Source organism: Streptomyces sp. NBC_00289, assembly GCF_041435115.1.
Lineage (GTDB): Bacteria > Actinomycetota > Actinomycetes > Streptomycetales > Streptomycetaceae > Streptomyces.
In genome coordinates this window covers 7,369,032-7,382,451 of sequence record NZ_CP108046.1, presented here as the reverse complement: position 1 = coordinate 7,382,451, position 13,420 = coordinate 7,369,032, and the positions used below count along the sequence as shown (strand labels likewise).

At 71.9% G+C, this 13,420-nt stretch carries 14 protein-coding genes and 1 riboswitch; of the genes, 8 read left to right on the top strand and 6 right to left on the bottom strand.

Going from position 1 to position 13,420, the window contains the following annotated elements:
- Nucleotides 1–3: 3 nt before the first annotated feature.
- Both OG985_RS33360 and OG985_RS33355 read right to left on the bottom strand, forming a co-directional pair.
- The gene (locus tag OG985_RS33360) at nucleotides 4–1,233 is read right to left on the bottom strand and encodes an NAD(P)/FAD-dependent oxidoreductase (protein WP_371672066.1); all 1,230 of its coding nucleotides are present in this window, start codon (nucleotides 1,231–1,233) and stop codon (nucleotides 4–6) included.
- Between the two features lie 32 nt (nucleotides 1,234–1,265).
- On the bottom strand, nucleotides 1,266–1,616 hold the full coding sequence (locus OG985_RS33355; protein WP_371672065.1) for a hypothetical protein: 351 nt from the start codon (nucleotides 1,614–1,616) through the stop codon (nucleotides 1,266–1,268).
- Between the two features lie 52 nt (nucleotides 1,617–1,668).
- A riboswitch (TPP riboswitch) is annotated at nucleotides 1,669–1,780 on the top strand.
- On the opposite strand from OG985_RS33355, the gene thiO reads away from it, so the two are divergent.
- The 5 genes from thiO to OG985_RS33330 all read left to right on the top strand — a co-directional run bounded on the left by thiO (nucleotide 1,778) and on the right by OG985_RS33330 (nucleotide 6,927).
- The gene (gene thiO / locus OG985_RS33350; protein ID WP_371672064.1) at nucleotides 1,778–2,944 is read left to right on the top strand and encodes a glycine oxidase ThiO; all 1,167 of its coding nucleotides are present in this window, start codon (nucleotides 1,778–1,780) and stop codon (nucleotides 2,942–2,944) included. It overlaps the preceding riboswitch by 3 nt.
- The gene (gene thiS / locus OG985_RS33345; protein WP_371672063.1) at nucleotides 2,941–3,141 is read left to right on the top strand and encodes a sulfur carrier protein ThiS; all 201 of its coding nucleotides are present in this window, start codon (nucleotides 2,941–2,943) and stop codon (nucleotides 3,139–3,141) included. Before thiO ends, thiS begins: the two co-directional genes overlap by 4 nt.
- A 3-nt stretch (nucleotides 3,142–3,144) precedes the next feature.
- Nucleotides 3,145–3,939 (top strand): thiazole synthase, encoded by a 795-nt coding sequence (locus OG985_RS33340; protein ID WP_371672062.1) that lies wholly within the window; start codon nucleotides 3,145–3,147, stop codon nucleotides 3,937–3,939.
- 134 nt (nucleotides 3,940–4,073) lie between these two features.
- Nucleotides 4,074–6,014 (top strand): Stk1 family PASTA domain-containing Ser/Thr kinase, encoded by a 1,941-nt coding sequence (gene pknB / locus OG985_RS33335; RefSeq protein WP_371672061.1) that lies wholly within the window; start codon nucleotides 4,074–4,076, stop codon nucleotides 6,012–6,014.
- A 34-nt stretch (nucleotides 6,015–6,048) separates the two neighbouring features.
- Nucleotides 6,049–6,927, top strand: a complete 879-nt coding sequence (locus OG985_RS33330; protein ID WP_371672059.1) for a deoxyribonuclease IV — start codon at nucleotides 6,049–6,051, stop codon at nucleotides 6,925–6,927.
- A 19-nt stretch (nucleotides 6,928–6,946) separates the two neighbouring features.
- Here OG985_RS33330 and OG985_RS33325 read toward each other — a convergent pair whose 3' ends face one another.
- Nucleotides 6,947–7,579, bottom strand: a complete 633-nt coding sequence (locus tag OG985_RS33325; protein ID WP_371672058.1) for a sulfite oxidase-like oxidoreductase — start codon at nucleotides 7,577–7,579, stop codon at nucleotides 6,947–6,949.
- 175 nt (nucleotides 7,580–7,754) lie between these two features.
- On the opposite strand from OG985_RS33325, the gene bfr reads away from it, so the two are divergent.
- The gene (gene bfr / locus OG985_RS33320; RefSeq protein ID WP_371672057.1) at nucleotides 7,755–8,234 is read left to right on the top strand and encodes a bacterioferritin; all 480 of its coding nucleotides are present in this window, start codon (nucleotides 7,755–7,757) and stop codon (nucleotides 8,232–8,234) included.
- Between the two features lie 16 nt (nucleotides 8,235–8,250).
- Here the strand turns inward: bfr and OG985_RS33315 are convergent, their stop codons facing one another.
- Both OG985_RS33315 and OG985_RS33310 read right to left on the bottom strand, forming a co-directional pair.
- Nucleotides 8,251–8,502: a bacterioferritin-associated ferredoxin gene (locus tag OG985_RS33315; protein ID WP_371672056.1), complete on the bottom strand. Its 252-nt coding sequence runs from the start codon at nucleotides 8,500–8,502 to the stop codon at nucleotides 8,251–8,253.
- Between the two features lie 165 nt (nucleotides 8,503–8,667).
- Nucleotides 8,668–10,020, bottom strand: coding sequence for a class II 3-deoxy-7-phosphoheptulonate synthase (locus OG985_RS33310; protein ID WP_371672055.1), 1,353 nt, complete (start codon nucleotides 10,018–10,020; stop codon nucleotides 8,668–8,670).
- Between the two features lie 107 nt (nucleotides 10,021–10,127).
- Between OG985_RS33310 and OG985_RS33305 the strand changes: the two genes are divergently transcribed.
- Both OG985_RS33305 and OG985_RS33300 read left to right on the top strand, forming a co-directional pair.
- Nucleotides 10,128–10,184, top strand: coding sequence for a trp operon leader peptide (locus OG985_RS33305; RefSeq protein WP_225634270.1), 57 nt, complete (start codon nucleotides 10,128–10,130; stop codon nucleotides 10,182–10,184).
- Nucleotides 10,185–10,308: 124 nt separating this feature from the next.
- Complete coding sequence (locus tag OG985_RS33300; protein ID WP_371672054.1) at nucleotides 10,309–12,225, top strand: anthranilate synthase family protein; 1,917 nt, start codon at nucleotides 10,309–10,311, stop codon at nucleotides 12,223–12,225.
- Nucleotides 12,226–12,302: 77 nt separating this feature from the next.
- On the opposite strand, the gene OG985_RS33295 is transcribed toward OG985_RS33300, so the two are convergent.
- Nucleotides 12,303–13,331 (bottom strand): 6-phosphofructokinase, encoded by a 1,029-nt coding sequence (locus tag OG985_RS33295; RefSeq protein WP_371672053.1) that lies wholly within the window; start codon nucleotides 13,329–13,331, stop codon nucleotides 12,303–12,305.
- Nucleotides 13,332–13,420 lie beyond the last annotated feature (89 nt).

The window sequence follows — 13,420 nt, the reverse complement described above, 5'->3', positions numbered from 1 at the left end:
GTCCTACGCCGTGGCCGCCTTCAGTGGCCTGGCCGGGTCGGTCAGCAGGGCCGGGTCCATGGGTGTGCCCGCCTCGATGAGGCGCCGTCCCTGGGCGAGGTCCCGCGGGCGGCCGACCGCCAGCAGGGCGATCAGACGGTCGTCGAGCAGCCAGCAGACGGTCCAGGCCGGACCGGCCGGGTCGCCGCGCCACACGGTGGCGTCGGCCGACGCGTGGTGGCCGACGTACTGGACGAAGCGGCCGAACTGCTCGGACCAGAAGTACGGCACCGGATCGTAGACGGCCGGGGTCTCGCCGACGATGTTCGCGGCCACCGTGCGCGGGCCCTGGAGGGCGTTGTCCCAGTGGTGGATCAGCAGGCGCTCGCCGTACCTGCCCGAGGGGAACGAGGCGCAGTCGCCGACCGCGTGCACGTCCGGCGCGGAGGTGCGCAGGTGGTCGTCGGCCAGGACGTCGCCCCGGGGGCCGAGCTCGATGCCGGAGCCGGCCAGCCAGCCGGTGGCGGGCCGGGCGCCGATGCCGACCACGACGGCGCCCGCGGGCAGCCGTGAGCCGTCGTCGAGGACGACCGCGCCGGGCTCGACGCGCTCCACGCGCGCGTGGGTGCGCAAGGTCACACCGTGGTCGGCGTACCAGGCGGCCATCGGGGCGGCCACCTCGGCGGGCAGCGCGCCCGCGAGCGGCCGGTCCGCGGCCTCGACGACCGTCACCGCGCAGCCCGCCTCGCGCGCCGCCGTGGCGAACTCCGCGCCGATCCAGCCGGCCCCGACGACGACGACGTCGTGCTGCCGGGCGAGCACCGGGCGCAGCCGTTCGGCGTCGTCCAGGGTGCGCAGCAGATGCACACCGGGCACCCCCTCCGCGCCCGGCAGCAGGATCGGTTCGGCGCCGGTGGCGAGGACCAGTTCGTCGTACGGCACCGGGCCCTCGGCGGTGTCCAGCTCGTGGTCGCCGGGGCGGACGCCCAGCACCTCCCGCCCCAGCGTCAGTTCGATGCCGAGCGCCTCGAAGTCGACGTCGAAGGCGGAGCCCTCGGACGTGCCGAGCAGCACCGCCTTGGACAACGGCGGCCGGTCGTAGGGCTGGTGGGGCTCCGCGCCGATCAGCGTGACGCTGCCGGTGAAGCCCTGCTCCCGCACGGCGACCGCGGTCTGCACGCCTGCCATGCCCGCGCCCACGACGACCACGCGCCGCGGCTGTGACGTGCCGGATTCCTGCGTCTGCTCGCTCACCTGATCACCATAGACAACTGACAATTTGTCAGTCAGCGGTCGTGCTCAGTGACCTGTTCCACAACGCTCGTCCCGCTGCCGGGCCGCGACTCCCACTCCCACGTCTCCTCGAGCCGCAGCCGGCCGTCGGCCAGCTCCAGGACCGTGGCCGCGCAGTGTCCGGAGGCGGTCGTTCCGTCGTGCTTGAGCTGCACGTACCGGAAGTCCAGCCGGTCGCCGTCCCGGGTCCCCACGAGATGCCCGCGGACGACGTCCCCGCCCGCGTACTCGGCCCAGATCTCGCCGTCCTTCTCGTGGTAGGCGAACCGGGTCCGCGTACCGACCTGACCCGGTGCCTGGTCGGCGACCGGGGCGAGGAGGAGACCGTCGAGCGAACGTGCCACGGCTGGAGGCTCCCTTACTGAGACGGACGGCAGCGGGCTAGGGTGGCCAACGTAGAGCACTCGCGGGAGCCCGGACGCACCGGGCTGAGAGGGAGGCTGGCGGCCTCCGACCGTACGAACCTGATCCGGGTCATGCCGGCGAAGGGAGGGGCTGGACGCCCATGTCGTCTCCACGTACGTCAGACGTCCTCGTCATCGGGGGCGGGATCATCGGGCTGGTCACGGCCTGGCGGGCCGCGCAACGCGGTTTCGCCACCGCCGTGGTGGACCCCGGGCCGGGCGGCGGAGCCGCGCAGGTGGCGGCCGGGATGCTGGCCGCCGTCACGGAACTGCACTACGGCGAGCAGACCCTGCTCGGCCTGAACCTCGCCTCGGCCCGCCGCTATCCGGACTTCGTGGCCGAGCTCACCGACCTCACCGGGCACGACCTGGGCTACCGGCAGTGCGGCACGCTCGCGGTCGCACTGGACGCCGACGATCGCGCCCACCTCCGTGAACTGCACACCCTGCAGCGGCAGTCGGGCCTGGAATCGGAGTGGCTGTCCGGGCGGGAGTGCCGGCGCCTGGAGCCGTTGCTCGCGCCGGGAGTGCGCGGCGGGCTCCGGGTCGACGGCGACCACCAGATCGACCCCCGGCGGCTGGCGGGCGCCCTGGTGGCCGCGTGCGAGCGGACGGGCGTCGTCTTCCACCGCGCGCGGGCCGACCGGCTCAGTGTCGACCGGGGCCGGGCCACCGGCGTCGCCACGGCCGACGGCACCGCGCTCGGCGCCGGCCAGGTGGTGCTGGCCGGCGGCAGCCTGAGCGGGCGGCTCGCCGGCGTCCCCGACGAGGTGCTGCCGCCGGTGCGGCCGGTGAAGGGGCAAGTGCTGCGGCTGACCGTGCCGAAGCCGTACGCGCCGTTCCTGAGCCGCACGGTGCGCGCCGTGGTCCGCGGCAGCCACGTCTACCTGGTGCCCCGGGAGAACGGTGAGCTCGTGGTCGGGGCGACCAGCGAGGAACTCGGCTGGGACACCACGGTGACGGCGGGCGGGGTCTACGAGTTGCTGCGCGACGCGCACGAGCTGGTCCCCGGCATCACGGAGCTGCCCCTGACCGAGACCCGCGCGGGACTGCGCCCCGGCTCCCCCGACAACGCGCCGCTGCTCGGCCCGACCGCCCTGCCGGGCCTGCTGCTGGCCACCGGCCACTACCGCAACGGTGTGCTGCTGACGCCGGTCACCGGCGACGCCCTGGCGCACGCCCTGGCCACCGGTGACCTTCCGGAGGAGGCCCGCCCCTTCACGCCCCGGCGCTTCGGCGCCGTCGCCCGCACGGAGCAGCCCGTATGAACATCTCGGTCAACGGCGAGCCCCGGCGGATCGAGCCGGGCACCGGTCTGGACGCGCTCGTGCGGTCCCTGACCCCGGCGCCCTCGGGGGTGGCCGCCGCCCTCAACGAAACCGTCGTCCCGCGCGCGCGGTGGTCCGCCACCGCCCTCTCCGAGGGAGACCGCGTGGAAGTCCTCACCGCCGTCCAAGGAGGCTGACCCATGGCCGACGATCCCTTCGTCCTCGGGAGCATGCCCTTCACGTCCCGTCTGATCATGGGTACGGGCGGTGCGCCCAGCCTGGACGTCCTGGAGCGCGCGCTGGTGGCCTCCGGGACGGAGCTGACGACGGTCGCGATGCGGCGGGTGAATCCCTCGGTGCACGGCTCCGTGCTGTCGGTGCTGGAGCGGCTGGGCATCCGGGTGCTGCCCAACACGGCGGGGTGCTTCACGGCGGGCGAGGCGGTGCTCACGGCCCGGCTGGCGCGGGAGGCGCTGGGCACCGGCCTGGTCAAGCTGGAGGTCATCGCCGACGAGCGCACGCTGCTGCCGGACCCGGTCGAGCTGCTGGAGGCGGCGGAGACCCTCGTCGACGACGGGTTCACGGTGCTGCCGTACACGAACGACGATCCCGTGCTGGCGCGGAAACTGGAGGACGTCGGGTGCGCGGCGGTCATGCCGCTGGGCTCGCCGATCGGGTCGGGTCTCGGCATCCGCAACCCGCACAACTTCCAGCTGATCGTGGAGCACGCGCGCGTGCCGGTGATCCTCGACGCGGGCGCCGGTACGGCCTCGGACGTGGCGCTGGCCATGGAGCTGGGGTGCGCCGGCGTGATGCTCGCCTCGGCCGTGACCCGGGCGCAGGAGCCGGTGCTGATGGCCGCCGCCATGCGGAGCGGGGTGGAGGCGGGAAGGCTCGCGCGACTGGCGGGCCGGATTCCCCGGCGTCACTTCGCCGAGGCCTCGTCGCCCGCGGAGGGTCTGGCCGTACTGGACCCGGAGCGTCCGGCGTTCTGAGCGGCGCCGAGGTCCCGTCGGCGGCCCGCGACGGCCTCGGCCGGGTGTGCGAAGCGTCACAGGTCGGCTGCAGTCCCGCCCCGATATCGGGTGAAACCGCGGGGCTGTCCGCGTCGGCTCGTACACTCACCTGCGTGGATACGACCCTTCAGGACCCGCTTGTCGGGCAGGTGCTCGACGGCCGCTATCGCGTCGACGCGCGGATCGCGGTCGGCGGGATGGCCACGGTCTACCGGGCCCTGGACACCCGTCTGGACCGTGTGCTCGCGCTGAAGGTGATGCACCCGGCGCTCGCCGCCGACGGTTCCTTCGTCGAGCGGTTCATCCGCGAGGCGAAGTCCGTTGCCCGGCTCGCGCACCCCAACGTCGTGCAGGTCTTCGACCAGGGCACCGACGGGTCGTACGTCTATCTCGCCATGGAGTACGTCGCCGGCTGCACCCTGCGTGACGTGCTGCGCGAGCGCGGGGCGCTGCAGCCGCGCGCCGCCCTGGACATCCTGGAGCCGGTGCTCGCCGCACTGGGCGCCGCCCACCGCGCCGGGTTCGTGCACCGGGACATGAAGCCCGAGAACGTGCTGATCGGTGACGACGGGCGGGTCAAGGTCGCCGACTTCGGGCTCGTCCGGGCCGTGGACACGGTCACCAACACCACCGGGACGCTGCTGGGCACCGTCTCCTACCTCGCGCCGGAGCAGATCGAGAACGGCGTCGCCGACCCCCGGGTCGACGTGTACGCGTGCGGTGTCGTGTTCTACGAGATGCTGACCGGCGAGAAGCCGCACGACGGGGACTCCGCCGCGGTGGTGCTCTACAAGCACCTCCACGAGGACGTGCCCCCGCCCTCGGCCGTCGTGCCGGGGCTGCCCCACCAGCTGGACGAGCTGGTCGCCTCGGCGACCGCGCGTACTCCCGACCGTCGTCCCTACGACGCGGTGGCGCTGCTGGCGCAGGTCCGGCAGGTGCGCGGCATGCTCGGCGCGGAGCAGCTGGACGCGGAGCCGCCGCAGGCCATCACGTCCGGGCACACCAACGCCGAGGACCGGACGAGCGTGATCCCGCGCGCGCTGACCGTGCGCCCGCTGCCCGTCAACGAGGAACACGACGACGTGGCCGGGCAGGACGCGCTGTTCAACCGCACGAGCCGGCTGGAGAGTCCGCCGCCGCTCCCGCCGCGCCGGCGCTCCCGTCCCCGGCGCGGACTCGTCACCGTGATCGCCGCCGTACTGCTGGTCCTCGGGGTCGGCGCGGGCGTCTGGTACATCAACTCCGGTCAGTTCACGCACGTCCCCGCGGTGCTCGGCCAGACCGAGGCGAAGGCGAAGAGCCGGCTGGAGGCGGCCGGGCTCGAGGCCGCCGGCAAGTCGAAGCACGACTACAGCGACACCGTGAAGCGCGGCATGGTCATCGGGACCGACCCGAAGCCGGGCAGCCGTATCCGGGACCACGACACCGTGACGCTGACCATCTCCGACGGCCCCGAGACCGTGCGGGTGCCCGACCTCGGGGGCGTCCGGCTGGACGAGGCGAGGAACCGGCTGCGCAAGGACGGGCTGGCGCCGGGCATGGTGACCCGGGAGTTCAGCGACGAGGTCGCCAGGGGCTCCGTGATCGGCACGGAGCCGGACGCGGGCACGACACGGCACGCGGGTTCGGCGATCGCCCTCCTGGTCAGCAAGGGCAGCCCGGTGGACGTCCCCGACGTCACCGGCGAGAGCCTCGAGGACGCGCGGGCCGACCTGGAGGAGGCCGGCCTGACGGTGGAGGTGGCCGCCGAGCAGATCAACTCCGACGACGACAAGGGCGAGGTCGCCCGGCAGACACCGGAGGAGGGCACTGAGGCCGCCGAGGGCGACACGGTGACGCTGACCCTGTCCAAGGGGCCCGAGATGATCGAGGTCCCGGACGTCGTCGGCGACAGCGTCGACGACGCGACGTCGGCCCTCCAGAACGCCGGCTTCGAGGTCGACGAGGACCGGGGCCTGCTCGGACTGTTCGGTGACACCGTCAAGAGCCAGTCCGTGGAGGGCGGGGAGACGGCTCCCAAGGGGTCGACGATCAGCATCAAGATCAGGTGACCGGGCACTCCCTGGCGCGTGACACCCTGAAACGGTGAAGAATCAACCATCCGGTCCGTCCCGGAATCCCGTCGGCGGCCACGTCCCCGTGGCCGGCGGGCTGCACTCCGTGGGCCTGTCCTACGCCCGTGAGCTCCGGGCCGAGACCGTGCAGGTCTTCGTCGCCAACCCGCGCGGCTGGGCCACACCCGCCGGCAACCCGCGGCAGGACGAGGAGTTCCGCGCCGCGTGCGAGGCCGAGTCGATCCCGGCCTACGTGCACGCCCCGTACCTGATCAACTTCGGCTCGCACACCGAGGCGACGGTGGAGAAGTCGGTGGAGTCGCTGCGGCACTCGCTGCGCCGCGGGAGGGCGATCGGCGCCCGGGGCGTGGTCGTGCACACCGGCAGCGCGACCGGCGGCCGGGACCGGTCGGTGGCGCTGAAGCAGGTACGGGAGTACCTGCTGCCGCTGCTGGACGAGCTCACCCACGACGACGACCCATACCTCCTCCTGGAGTCGACCGCCGGACAGGGCGCCTCGCTCTGCTCCCGCACCTGGGACTTCGGGCCGTACTTCGAGGCGCTGGACGCCCATCCGAAGCTGGGGGTGTGCCTGGACACGTGCCACATCTTCGCGGCCGGCCACGACCTGACCGGGCCGAGCGGCATGCACCAGACCCTGGACCTGCTGGTGGAGACGGTCGGCGAGGGCCGGCTGAAGCTCATCCACGCCAACGACTCCAAGGACGTGGTCGGCGCGCACAAGGACCGGCACGAGAACATCGGCTCCGGTCACATCGGCGACGACCCGTTCCGGGCGCTGTTCGCCCACCCGGCCACCGCGGGCGTACCGCTGGTCATCGAGACGCCCGGAGGCAAGGACGGGCACGCGGCGGACGTGGAGCGCCTGAAGAAGCTGCGGGACGGCTGAGGCGCCGGTGCGGGGCCGGTCAGAGCTCGGGGCCCTCGCCGGGCTCCTCCTGGTAGGAGTACCGCTGCTCCCGCCACGGGTCGCCGACGTTGTGATAGCCGCGCTCCTCCCAGAAGCCGCGGCGGTCGGCGGTCATGTACTCCACACCGCGGACCCACTTGGGGCCCTTCCAGGCGTACAGGTGGGGGACGACCAGGCGGAGCGGGAAGCCGTGCTCGGCCGTCAGCAGTTCGCCGTCCTTGTGGGTGGCGAAGATCGTGTTCTCGGACGCGAAGTCCGCCAGCCGGAGGTTCGAGCTGAAGCCGTACTCCGCCCACACCATCACGTGGGTGACGGTGGGCGCGGGCGGGACGATCTCCAGGATCGTGCGGGCCGGGATGCCGCCCCATTCGGCGCCGACCATGCTGAACTTCGTGACGCAGTGGAGATCGGCCAGGACGGTGGTGTACGGCAGGGCCGCGAACTCCTCGTGGCTCCAGCAGCGCTTCTCGCCGTCGGCGGTGGCACCGAAGACCCGGAATTCCCAGCGCTCGGGCCGGAACTTGGGGACCGGACCGTAGTGGGTGACCGGCCAGCCGCGCTGCAGCCGCTGTCCCGGTGGAAGTTCGGAGTGTGCCGCTGCTCCTGACTCGCGCTTCACCGGCTGACCCATGACTCCATCCTGACAGACCAGGGACGGTGCCCCGGACCAGCCCTCCCCACATTCGGGCAATTCGGACTAAGCCTGCACTTACTTACTAAGTGAAGACTTACTGGACGATCTTCGTCGCCGGTGGAATCATGCGGCGCAACCTGCCAGTTCCCCCCGGTTGGAAGGAGCCTCTGCGATGCAGGGCGACCCCGAGGTCATCGAGTTCCTCAACGAGCAGCTGACCGGCGAGCTCACCGCGATCAACCAGTACTTCCTGCACGCCAAGATGCAGGAGAACTTCGGCTGGACGAAGCTCGCCAAGTACACGCGGCACGAGTCCTTCGACGAGATGAAGCACGCGGAGGTGCTCACCGACCGGATCCTCTTCCTGGAGGGACTGCCGAACTACCAGCGGCTCTTCCACGTCCGGGTGGGCCAGACCGTCAAGGAGATGTTCGAGGCGGACCGGCAGGTCGAGGTCGAGGCGATCGACCGGCTCAGGCGCGGCATCGAGGTGATGCGGAACAAGGGCGACATCACGTCGGCGAACATCTTCGAGTCGATCCTCGCGGACGAGGAGCACCACATCGACTACCTCGACACGCAGCTGGAACTGCTGGAGAAGCTCGGCGAGGCGCTGTACATCGCGCAGCTGATCGAGCAGCCGGAGAGCTGAGAGCCCCCGGGGAGGATCAGGCCGCCTCGTCCAGTTCGTCCAGGCCGCCCATCCCGGCGGACACCGGCTGCCCGGGTTCGGCGGACTCGCGGCGCGGGCGGGCGTCCCGGCCCAGCAGCGCCTGGATACGGCGGACGCACGAACCGCAGTCGGTGCCGGCCTTGCAGGCCGACGCGATCTGGCGAGGGGTGCAGGCGCCGCCCTCCGCGTGCCGCTTCACCTGCGCCTCGGTCACACCGAAGCAGTTGCAGACGTACACGCGGTTCACCTCCTCGACGGGATCGACAGGTCGTGCCGTACCGAGGGCCGAGCGCCCGTTGATCGGTGAGGCTAACCTAACCTTACCCGCCGCGCAGAGGCCGCAAAAGTGGGGTGGGGCGCGGATCGTATGTGATCCGCGCCCCACTTCACGCGTGTGTAACAGGTGCTCCCGTCACTGGTCCCTGTACATCTCCGCCACGAGGAAGGCCAGGTCGAGGGACTGGCTGCGGTTCAGGCGCGGGTCGCAGGCCGTCTCGTAGCGCTGGTGCAGATCGTCGACGAAGATCTCGTCGCCGCCGCCCACGCACTCGGTGACGTCGTCACCGGTGAGCTCCACGTGGATGCCGCCCGGATGGGTGCCGAGCCCCTTGTGGACCTCGAAGAAGCCCTTGACCTCGTCCAGCACGTCGTCGAAGCGCCGGGTCTTGTGACCGGAGGCCGCCTCGAAGGTGTTGCCGTGCATGGGGTCGGTGATCCAGGCCACGGTCGCGCCGGAGGCGGTGACCTTCTCGACCAGCTCGGGCAGCTTGTCGCGGACCTTGTCGGCGCCCATGCGGACGATGAAGGTCAGCCGGCCCGGCTCACGGTCCGGGTCAAGGCGCTCGATGTACTGCAGCGCCTCCTCGGCCGTGGTCGTCGGGCCGAGCTTGATGCCGATCGGGTTGCGGATCTTCGAGGCGAACTCGATGTGCGCCCCGTCCAGCTGACGGGTGCGCTCACCGATCCACACCATGTGGCCCGACACGTCGTACAGCCGGCCCGTCCGCGAGTCGACCCTGGTCAGCGCCGACTCGTAGTCCAGGAGCAGCGCCTCGTGGGAGGCGTAGAACTCGACGGTCTTGAACTCCTCCGGGTCCGCCCCGCAGGCGTGCATGAAGTTCAGCGCCTGGTCGATCTCGCGGGCGAGCTGCTCGTAGCGCTGGCCGGACGGCGAGGACTTCACGAAGTCCTGGTTCCAGGCGTGCACCTGGCGCAGGTCGGCGTAGCCGCCGGTGGTGAAGGCGCGCACCAGGTTGAGCGTGGAGGCGGAGGCGTTGTACATCCGCTTCAGGCGCTCGGGGTCCGGGATCCGGGACTTCTCGTCGAAGGCGAAGCCGTTGACCGAGTCGCCGCGGTACGTCGGCAGGGTCACGCCGTCACGGGTCTCGGTGCCCTTGGAGCGCGGCTTGGAGTACTGGCCGGCGATCCGGCCGACCTTCACCACCGGCACCGAGCCGGCGTACGTCAGCACGGCCCCCATCTGGAGCAGCGTCTTGAGCTTGTTGCGGATCTGGTCGGCGGACACCGCGTCGAAGGCCTCGGCGCAGTCGCCGCCCTGGAGCAGGAACGCCTCTCCCTTGGCGACGGCCGCCAACCGGGCGCGCAGCTGGTCGCACTCGCCCGCGAAGACGAGCGGCGGATACGACTCGAGGTCCGCGATCACTGCGCGCAGAGCCTCGGTGTCGGGGTACTCGGGCTGCTGCGCCGCGGGCAGGTCTCGCCAGGTGTTGCCAGCGCTCGCGCTGGTCTTAGCGTTCACGGTCACGTCCTCAACATTACGGGGTCGTGTCACGTCGTTTTCTCGCGGCTCGACAGGTGAGACGGTGCCGCGCTCACCTGTCGAGGCCACCGCCGTGGGGTAATCTCCCTGCCATGTTCGCGCACTCGACCCAGAACTGGTGGTGGACCGCTCCTCCGGCGGCCCACTGACTGCGCGTACGCAAGACTTCGCGAAGGCCGCCCGAGGGGCGGCCTTCGGTGTGTCCGGGACCTGTTTCCCGGACCGGGCCGTCCCTCCCGAAACGATCACGACGATCACGAGGGAAGAGGAACGATGGACCTGACAGGTCTTCTCGACGACGACCGACCGTTCGCCCTGCTGCGCCGCCGGGCCCCCGGCCACGACCACGATCTGGTCGAGCTGCTGCTCGGCCCGGTCACCGCCTGCGACCGGCTCGCCGACCTCCCCGACGAGTGCCTCGCCCTCGTCCCCTTCCGGCAGATCCGCGAGCGCGGCTTCGACGTCCGCGACGACGGCACCCCGCTGCTGGCGCTGACGCCCGAGGAGCGGTACGAGATCCCGCTCGCCGAGGCACTCGACCGGCTCCCGGCCCACGACGTACGCGTCGAGGACGGCGGCTTCGACGTGGCGGACGAGGAGTACGCGGAGATCGTGGGGCGCGTGCTGCGGGAGGAGATCGGGCGGGGCGAGGGCGCGAACTTCGTGATCCGGCGGACGTACGAGGGCCGGATCGCCGGGTTCGGACGGGCCGACGCGCTGGCCCTGTTCCGGCGGCTCCTGGTGGGCGAGCGGGGCGCGTACTGGACCTTCGTCGTGCACACCGGCGACCGGACGCTGGTCGGCGCCAGTCCCGAGGTGCACGTCCGGATGTCCGGCGGGACCGTGGTCATGAACCCGATCAGCGGAACGTACCGCTATCCGGCCGGCGGACCGACGCCCGAGCACCTCCTCGACTTCCTCGGCGACGGCAAGGAGATCGAGGAGCTCTCGATGGTCGTCGACGAGGAGCTGAAGATGATGTGCACCGTCGGCGACCGGGGCGGGGTCGTGGTCGGACCGCGGCTGAAGGAGATGGCCCACCTCGCCCACACCGAGTACGAGCTGCGCGGCCGGTCGTCGCTGGACGTGCGCGAGGTGCTGAAGGAGACCATGTTCGCCGCCACCGTCACCGGCTCCCCCGTGCAGAACGCCTGCCGGGTCATCGAACGCCACGAGCCCATCGGGCGGGACGGTGTCGGGCGCGGGTACTACGCGGGCGCGCTCGCGCTGATCGGGCGGCACCCCGACGGCGGGGACGAGGAGGCCGGGGCCGCGCAGACGCTCGACTCGCCCATCCTGATCCGTACCGCCGACATCGACGCGGACGGCCGGCTGCGGGTGCCGGTCGGCGCCACCCTCGTACGGGGCTCCGACCCGGCGGCCGAGGTGGCCGAGACGCACGCCAAGGCGGCGGGGGTGCTGGCGGCGCTGGGCGTTCGCGCGCAGCGGCCGCACGAGGAGGGCGTACGGCCGCGGCTGGCCGACGATCCGCGGGTGCGGGCCGCGCTGGACGGGCGCCGGGCCTCGCTCGCGCCGTTCTGGCTGCGGATGCAGGAGCGGTCGGACGCCCTGGAGGGCCACGCCCTGGTCGTCGACGGGGAGGACACCTTCACGGCGATGCTCGCCCATGTCCTGCGGTCGAGCGGCCTGGAGGTGACCGTCCGGCGGTACGACGAGCCGGGGCTGCGGGAGACGGTGCTCGCACACGAGGGGCCGGTGGTGCTCGGCCCCGGCCCCGGGGACCCGTCCGACACGTCCGACCCGAAGATGCGGTTCCTGCGCGCCCTGACCGCCGACGTGATCCGGAACCACGGGCACGGCGTCCTCGGCGTCTGCCTCGGGCACGAGCTGATCGCGGCGCAGCTGGGCCTGGAGATCGTACGGAAGGTGGTTCCGTACCAGGGGGCGCAGACGGAGATCGACCTGTTCGGGCGCCGGGAGACCGTCGGCTTCTACAACAGTTTCGTGGCGCGCTGCGACGACGAGGCGGCGAGGGAACTGGCCGCCCACGACGTCGAGATCAGCCGCGACGCGAGCGGCGAGGTGCACGCGCTGCGCGGGCCCGGGTTCGCGGGGGTGCAGTTCCACCCGGAGTCGGTGCTCACGCTGGACGGCGCCGCGGTCGTGAGGGAGTTGGTCGGCCGGCTGCGCGGTACGAGCCCGCTCGCCGAGCGGCGGCCCGCCCGGTAGCCGCGGGCGCGCCTCGACGACCGCTGACGGGCCGTGGGTCATGGGCCGGCCGCACGGCCCATGACCCGGGTCGCCCGTCAGCCGAAGAAGACCCCGACCTCCTCGTACAGCTTGGGATCCACCGTCTTCAGGTTGGCCGTGGCCTCCGCGATGGGGACGCGGACGATGTCCGTGCCACGCAGGGCGACCATCTTGCCGAAGTCGCCGTCGCGGACGGCCTCGATGGCGTGCAGCCCGAAGCGGGTGGCGAGCCAGCGGTCGAAGGCGCTGGGGGTGCCGCCGCGCTGGATGTGGCCGAGGACGGTCGTACGGGCCTCCTTGCCGGTGCGCCGCTCGATCTCCTTCGCGAGCCACTCGCCCACCCCGGACAGCCGTACGTGCCCGAAGGAGTCCAGGGACTGGTCCTTGAGCACCAGGTCGCCGTCCTGGGGCATGGCGCCCTCCGCGACCACGACGATCGGCGCGTACGACGCCTTGAAGCGGGAGGTCACCCAGTCGCACACCCGCTGGACGTCGAAGCGCTGCTCGGGGATGAGGATGACGTTCGCGCCGCCGGCCAGGCCCGAGTGGATGGCGATCCAGCCGGCGTGACGGCCCATCACCTCGCAGACCAGGACCCGCATGTGCGACTCGGCGGTGGTGTGCAGCCGGTCGATCGCCTCGGTCGCGATACCGACGGCGGTGTCGAAGCCGAAGGTGTAGTCCGTACCGGACAGGTCGTTGTCGATCGTCTTCGGCACGCCGACGCAGGGCACGCCGTACTCGTCGGACAGGCGGGTGGCGATGCCCAGGGTGTCCTCGCCGCCGATCACGATGAGCGCGTCGACCTCCAGCTTGGAGAGGTTCTCCTTGATCCGGCGGATGCCGTTCTCGTGCTTGAGCGGATTCGTGCGCGAGGAGCCGAGGATGGTGCCGCCGCGGGGCAGGATGCCGCGCACGGCGGGGATGTCGAGGCGGACGGTGTCTCCTTCGAGCGGCCCCCGCCAGCCGTCCCGGAAGCCGACGAAGTCGTAGCCGTACTCCTGCACGCCCTTGCGGACGATGCCCCGGATGACGGCGTTGAGCCCGGGGCAGTCGCCGCCCCCGGTCAGTACTCCTACCCGCATGACAATGTCCCTTCGCCGCGGTTGCCTGGTAGGGGTCACGCTAGTAGTGATCCAGGTCACACAGGGATGGGCGGGACAGCGCAAATCCG

Coding starts and splice junctions, on each gene's coding strand:
- bfr (WP_371672057.1), top strand. CDS start 7,755: ATGCAGGGCGACCCCGAGGTCATCGAGTTCCTCAACGAGCAGCTGACC.
- OG985_RS33300 (WP_371672054.1), top strand. CDS start 10,309: ATGGACCTGACAGGTCTTCTCGACGACGACCGACCGTTCGCCCTGCTG.
- thiO (WP_371672064.1), top strand. CDS start 1,778: ATGTCGTCTCCACGTACGTCAGACGTCCTCGTCATCGGGGGCGGGATC.
- OG985_RS33295 (WP_371672053.1), bottom strand. CDS start 13,331: ATGCGGGTAGGAGTACTGACCGGGGGCGGCGACTGCCCCGGGCTCAAC.
- thiS (WP_371672063.1), top strand. CDS start 2,941: ATGAACATCTCGGTCAACGGCGAGCCCCGGCGGATCGAGCCGGGCACC.
- OG985_RS33340 (WP_371672062.1), top strand. CDS start 3,145: ATGGCCGACGATCCCTTCGTCCTCGGGAGCATGCCCTTCACGTCCCGT.
- OG985_RS33325 (WP_371672058.1), bottom strand. CDS start 7,579: ATGGGTCAGCCGGTGAAGCGCGAGTCAGGAGCAGCGGCACACTCCGAA.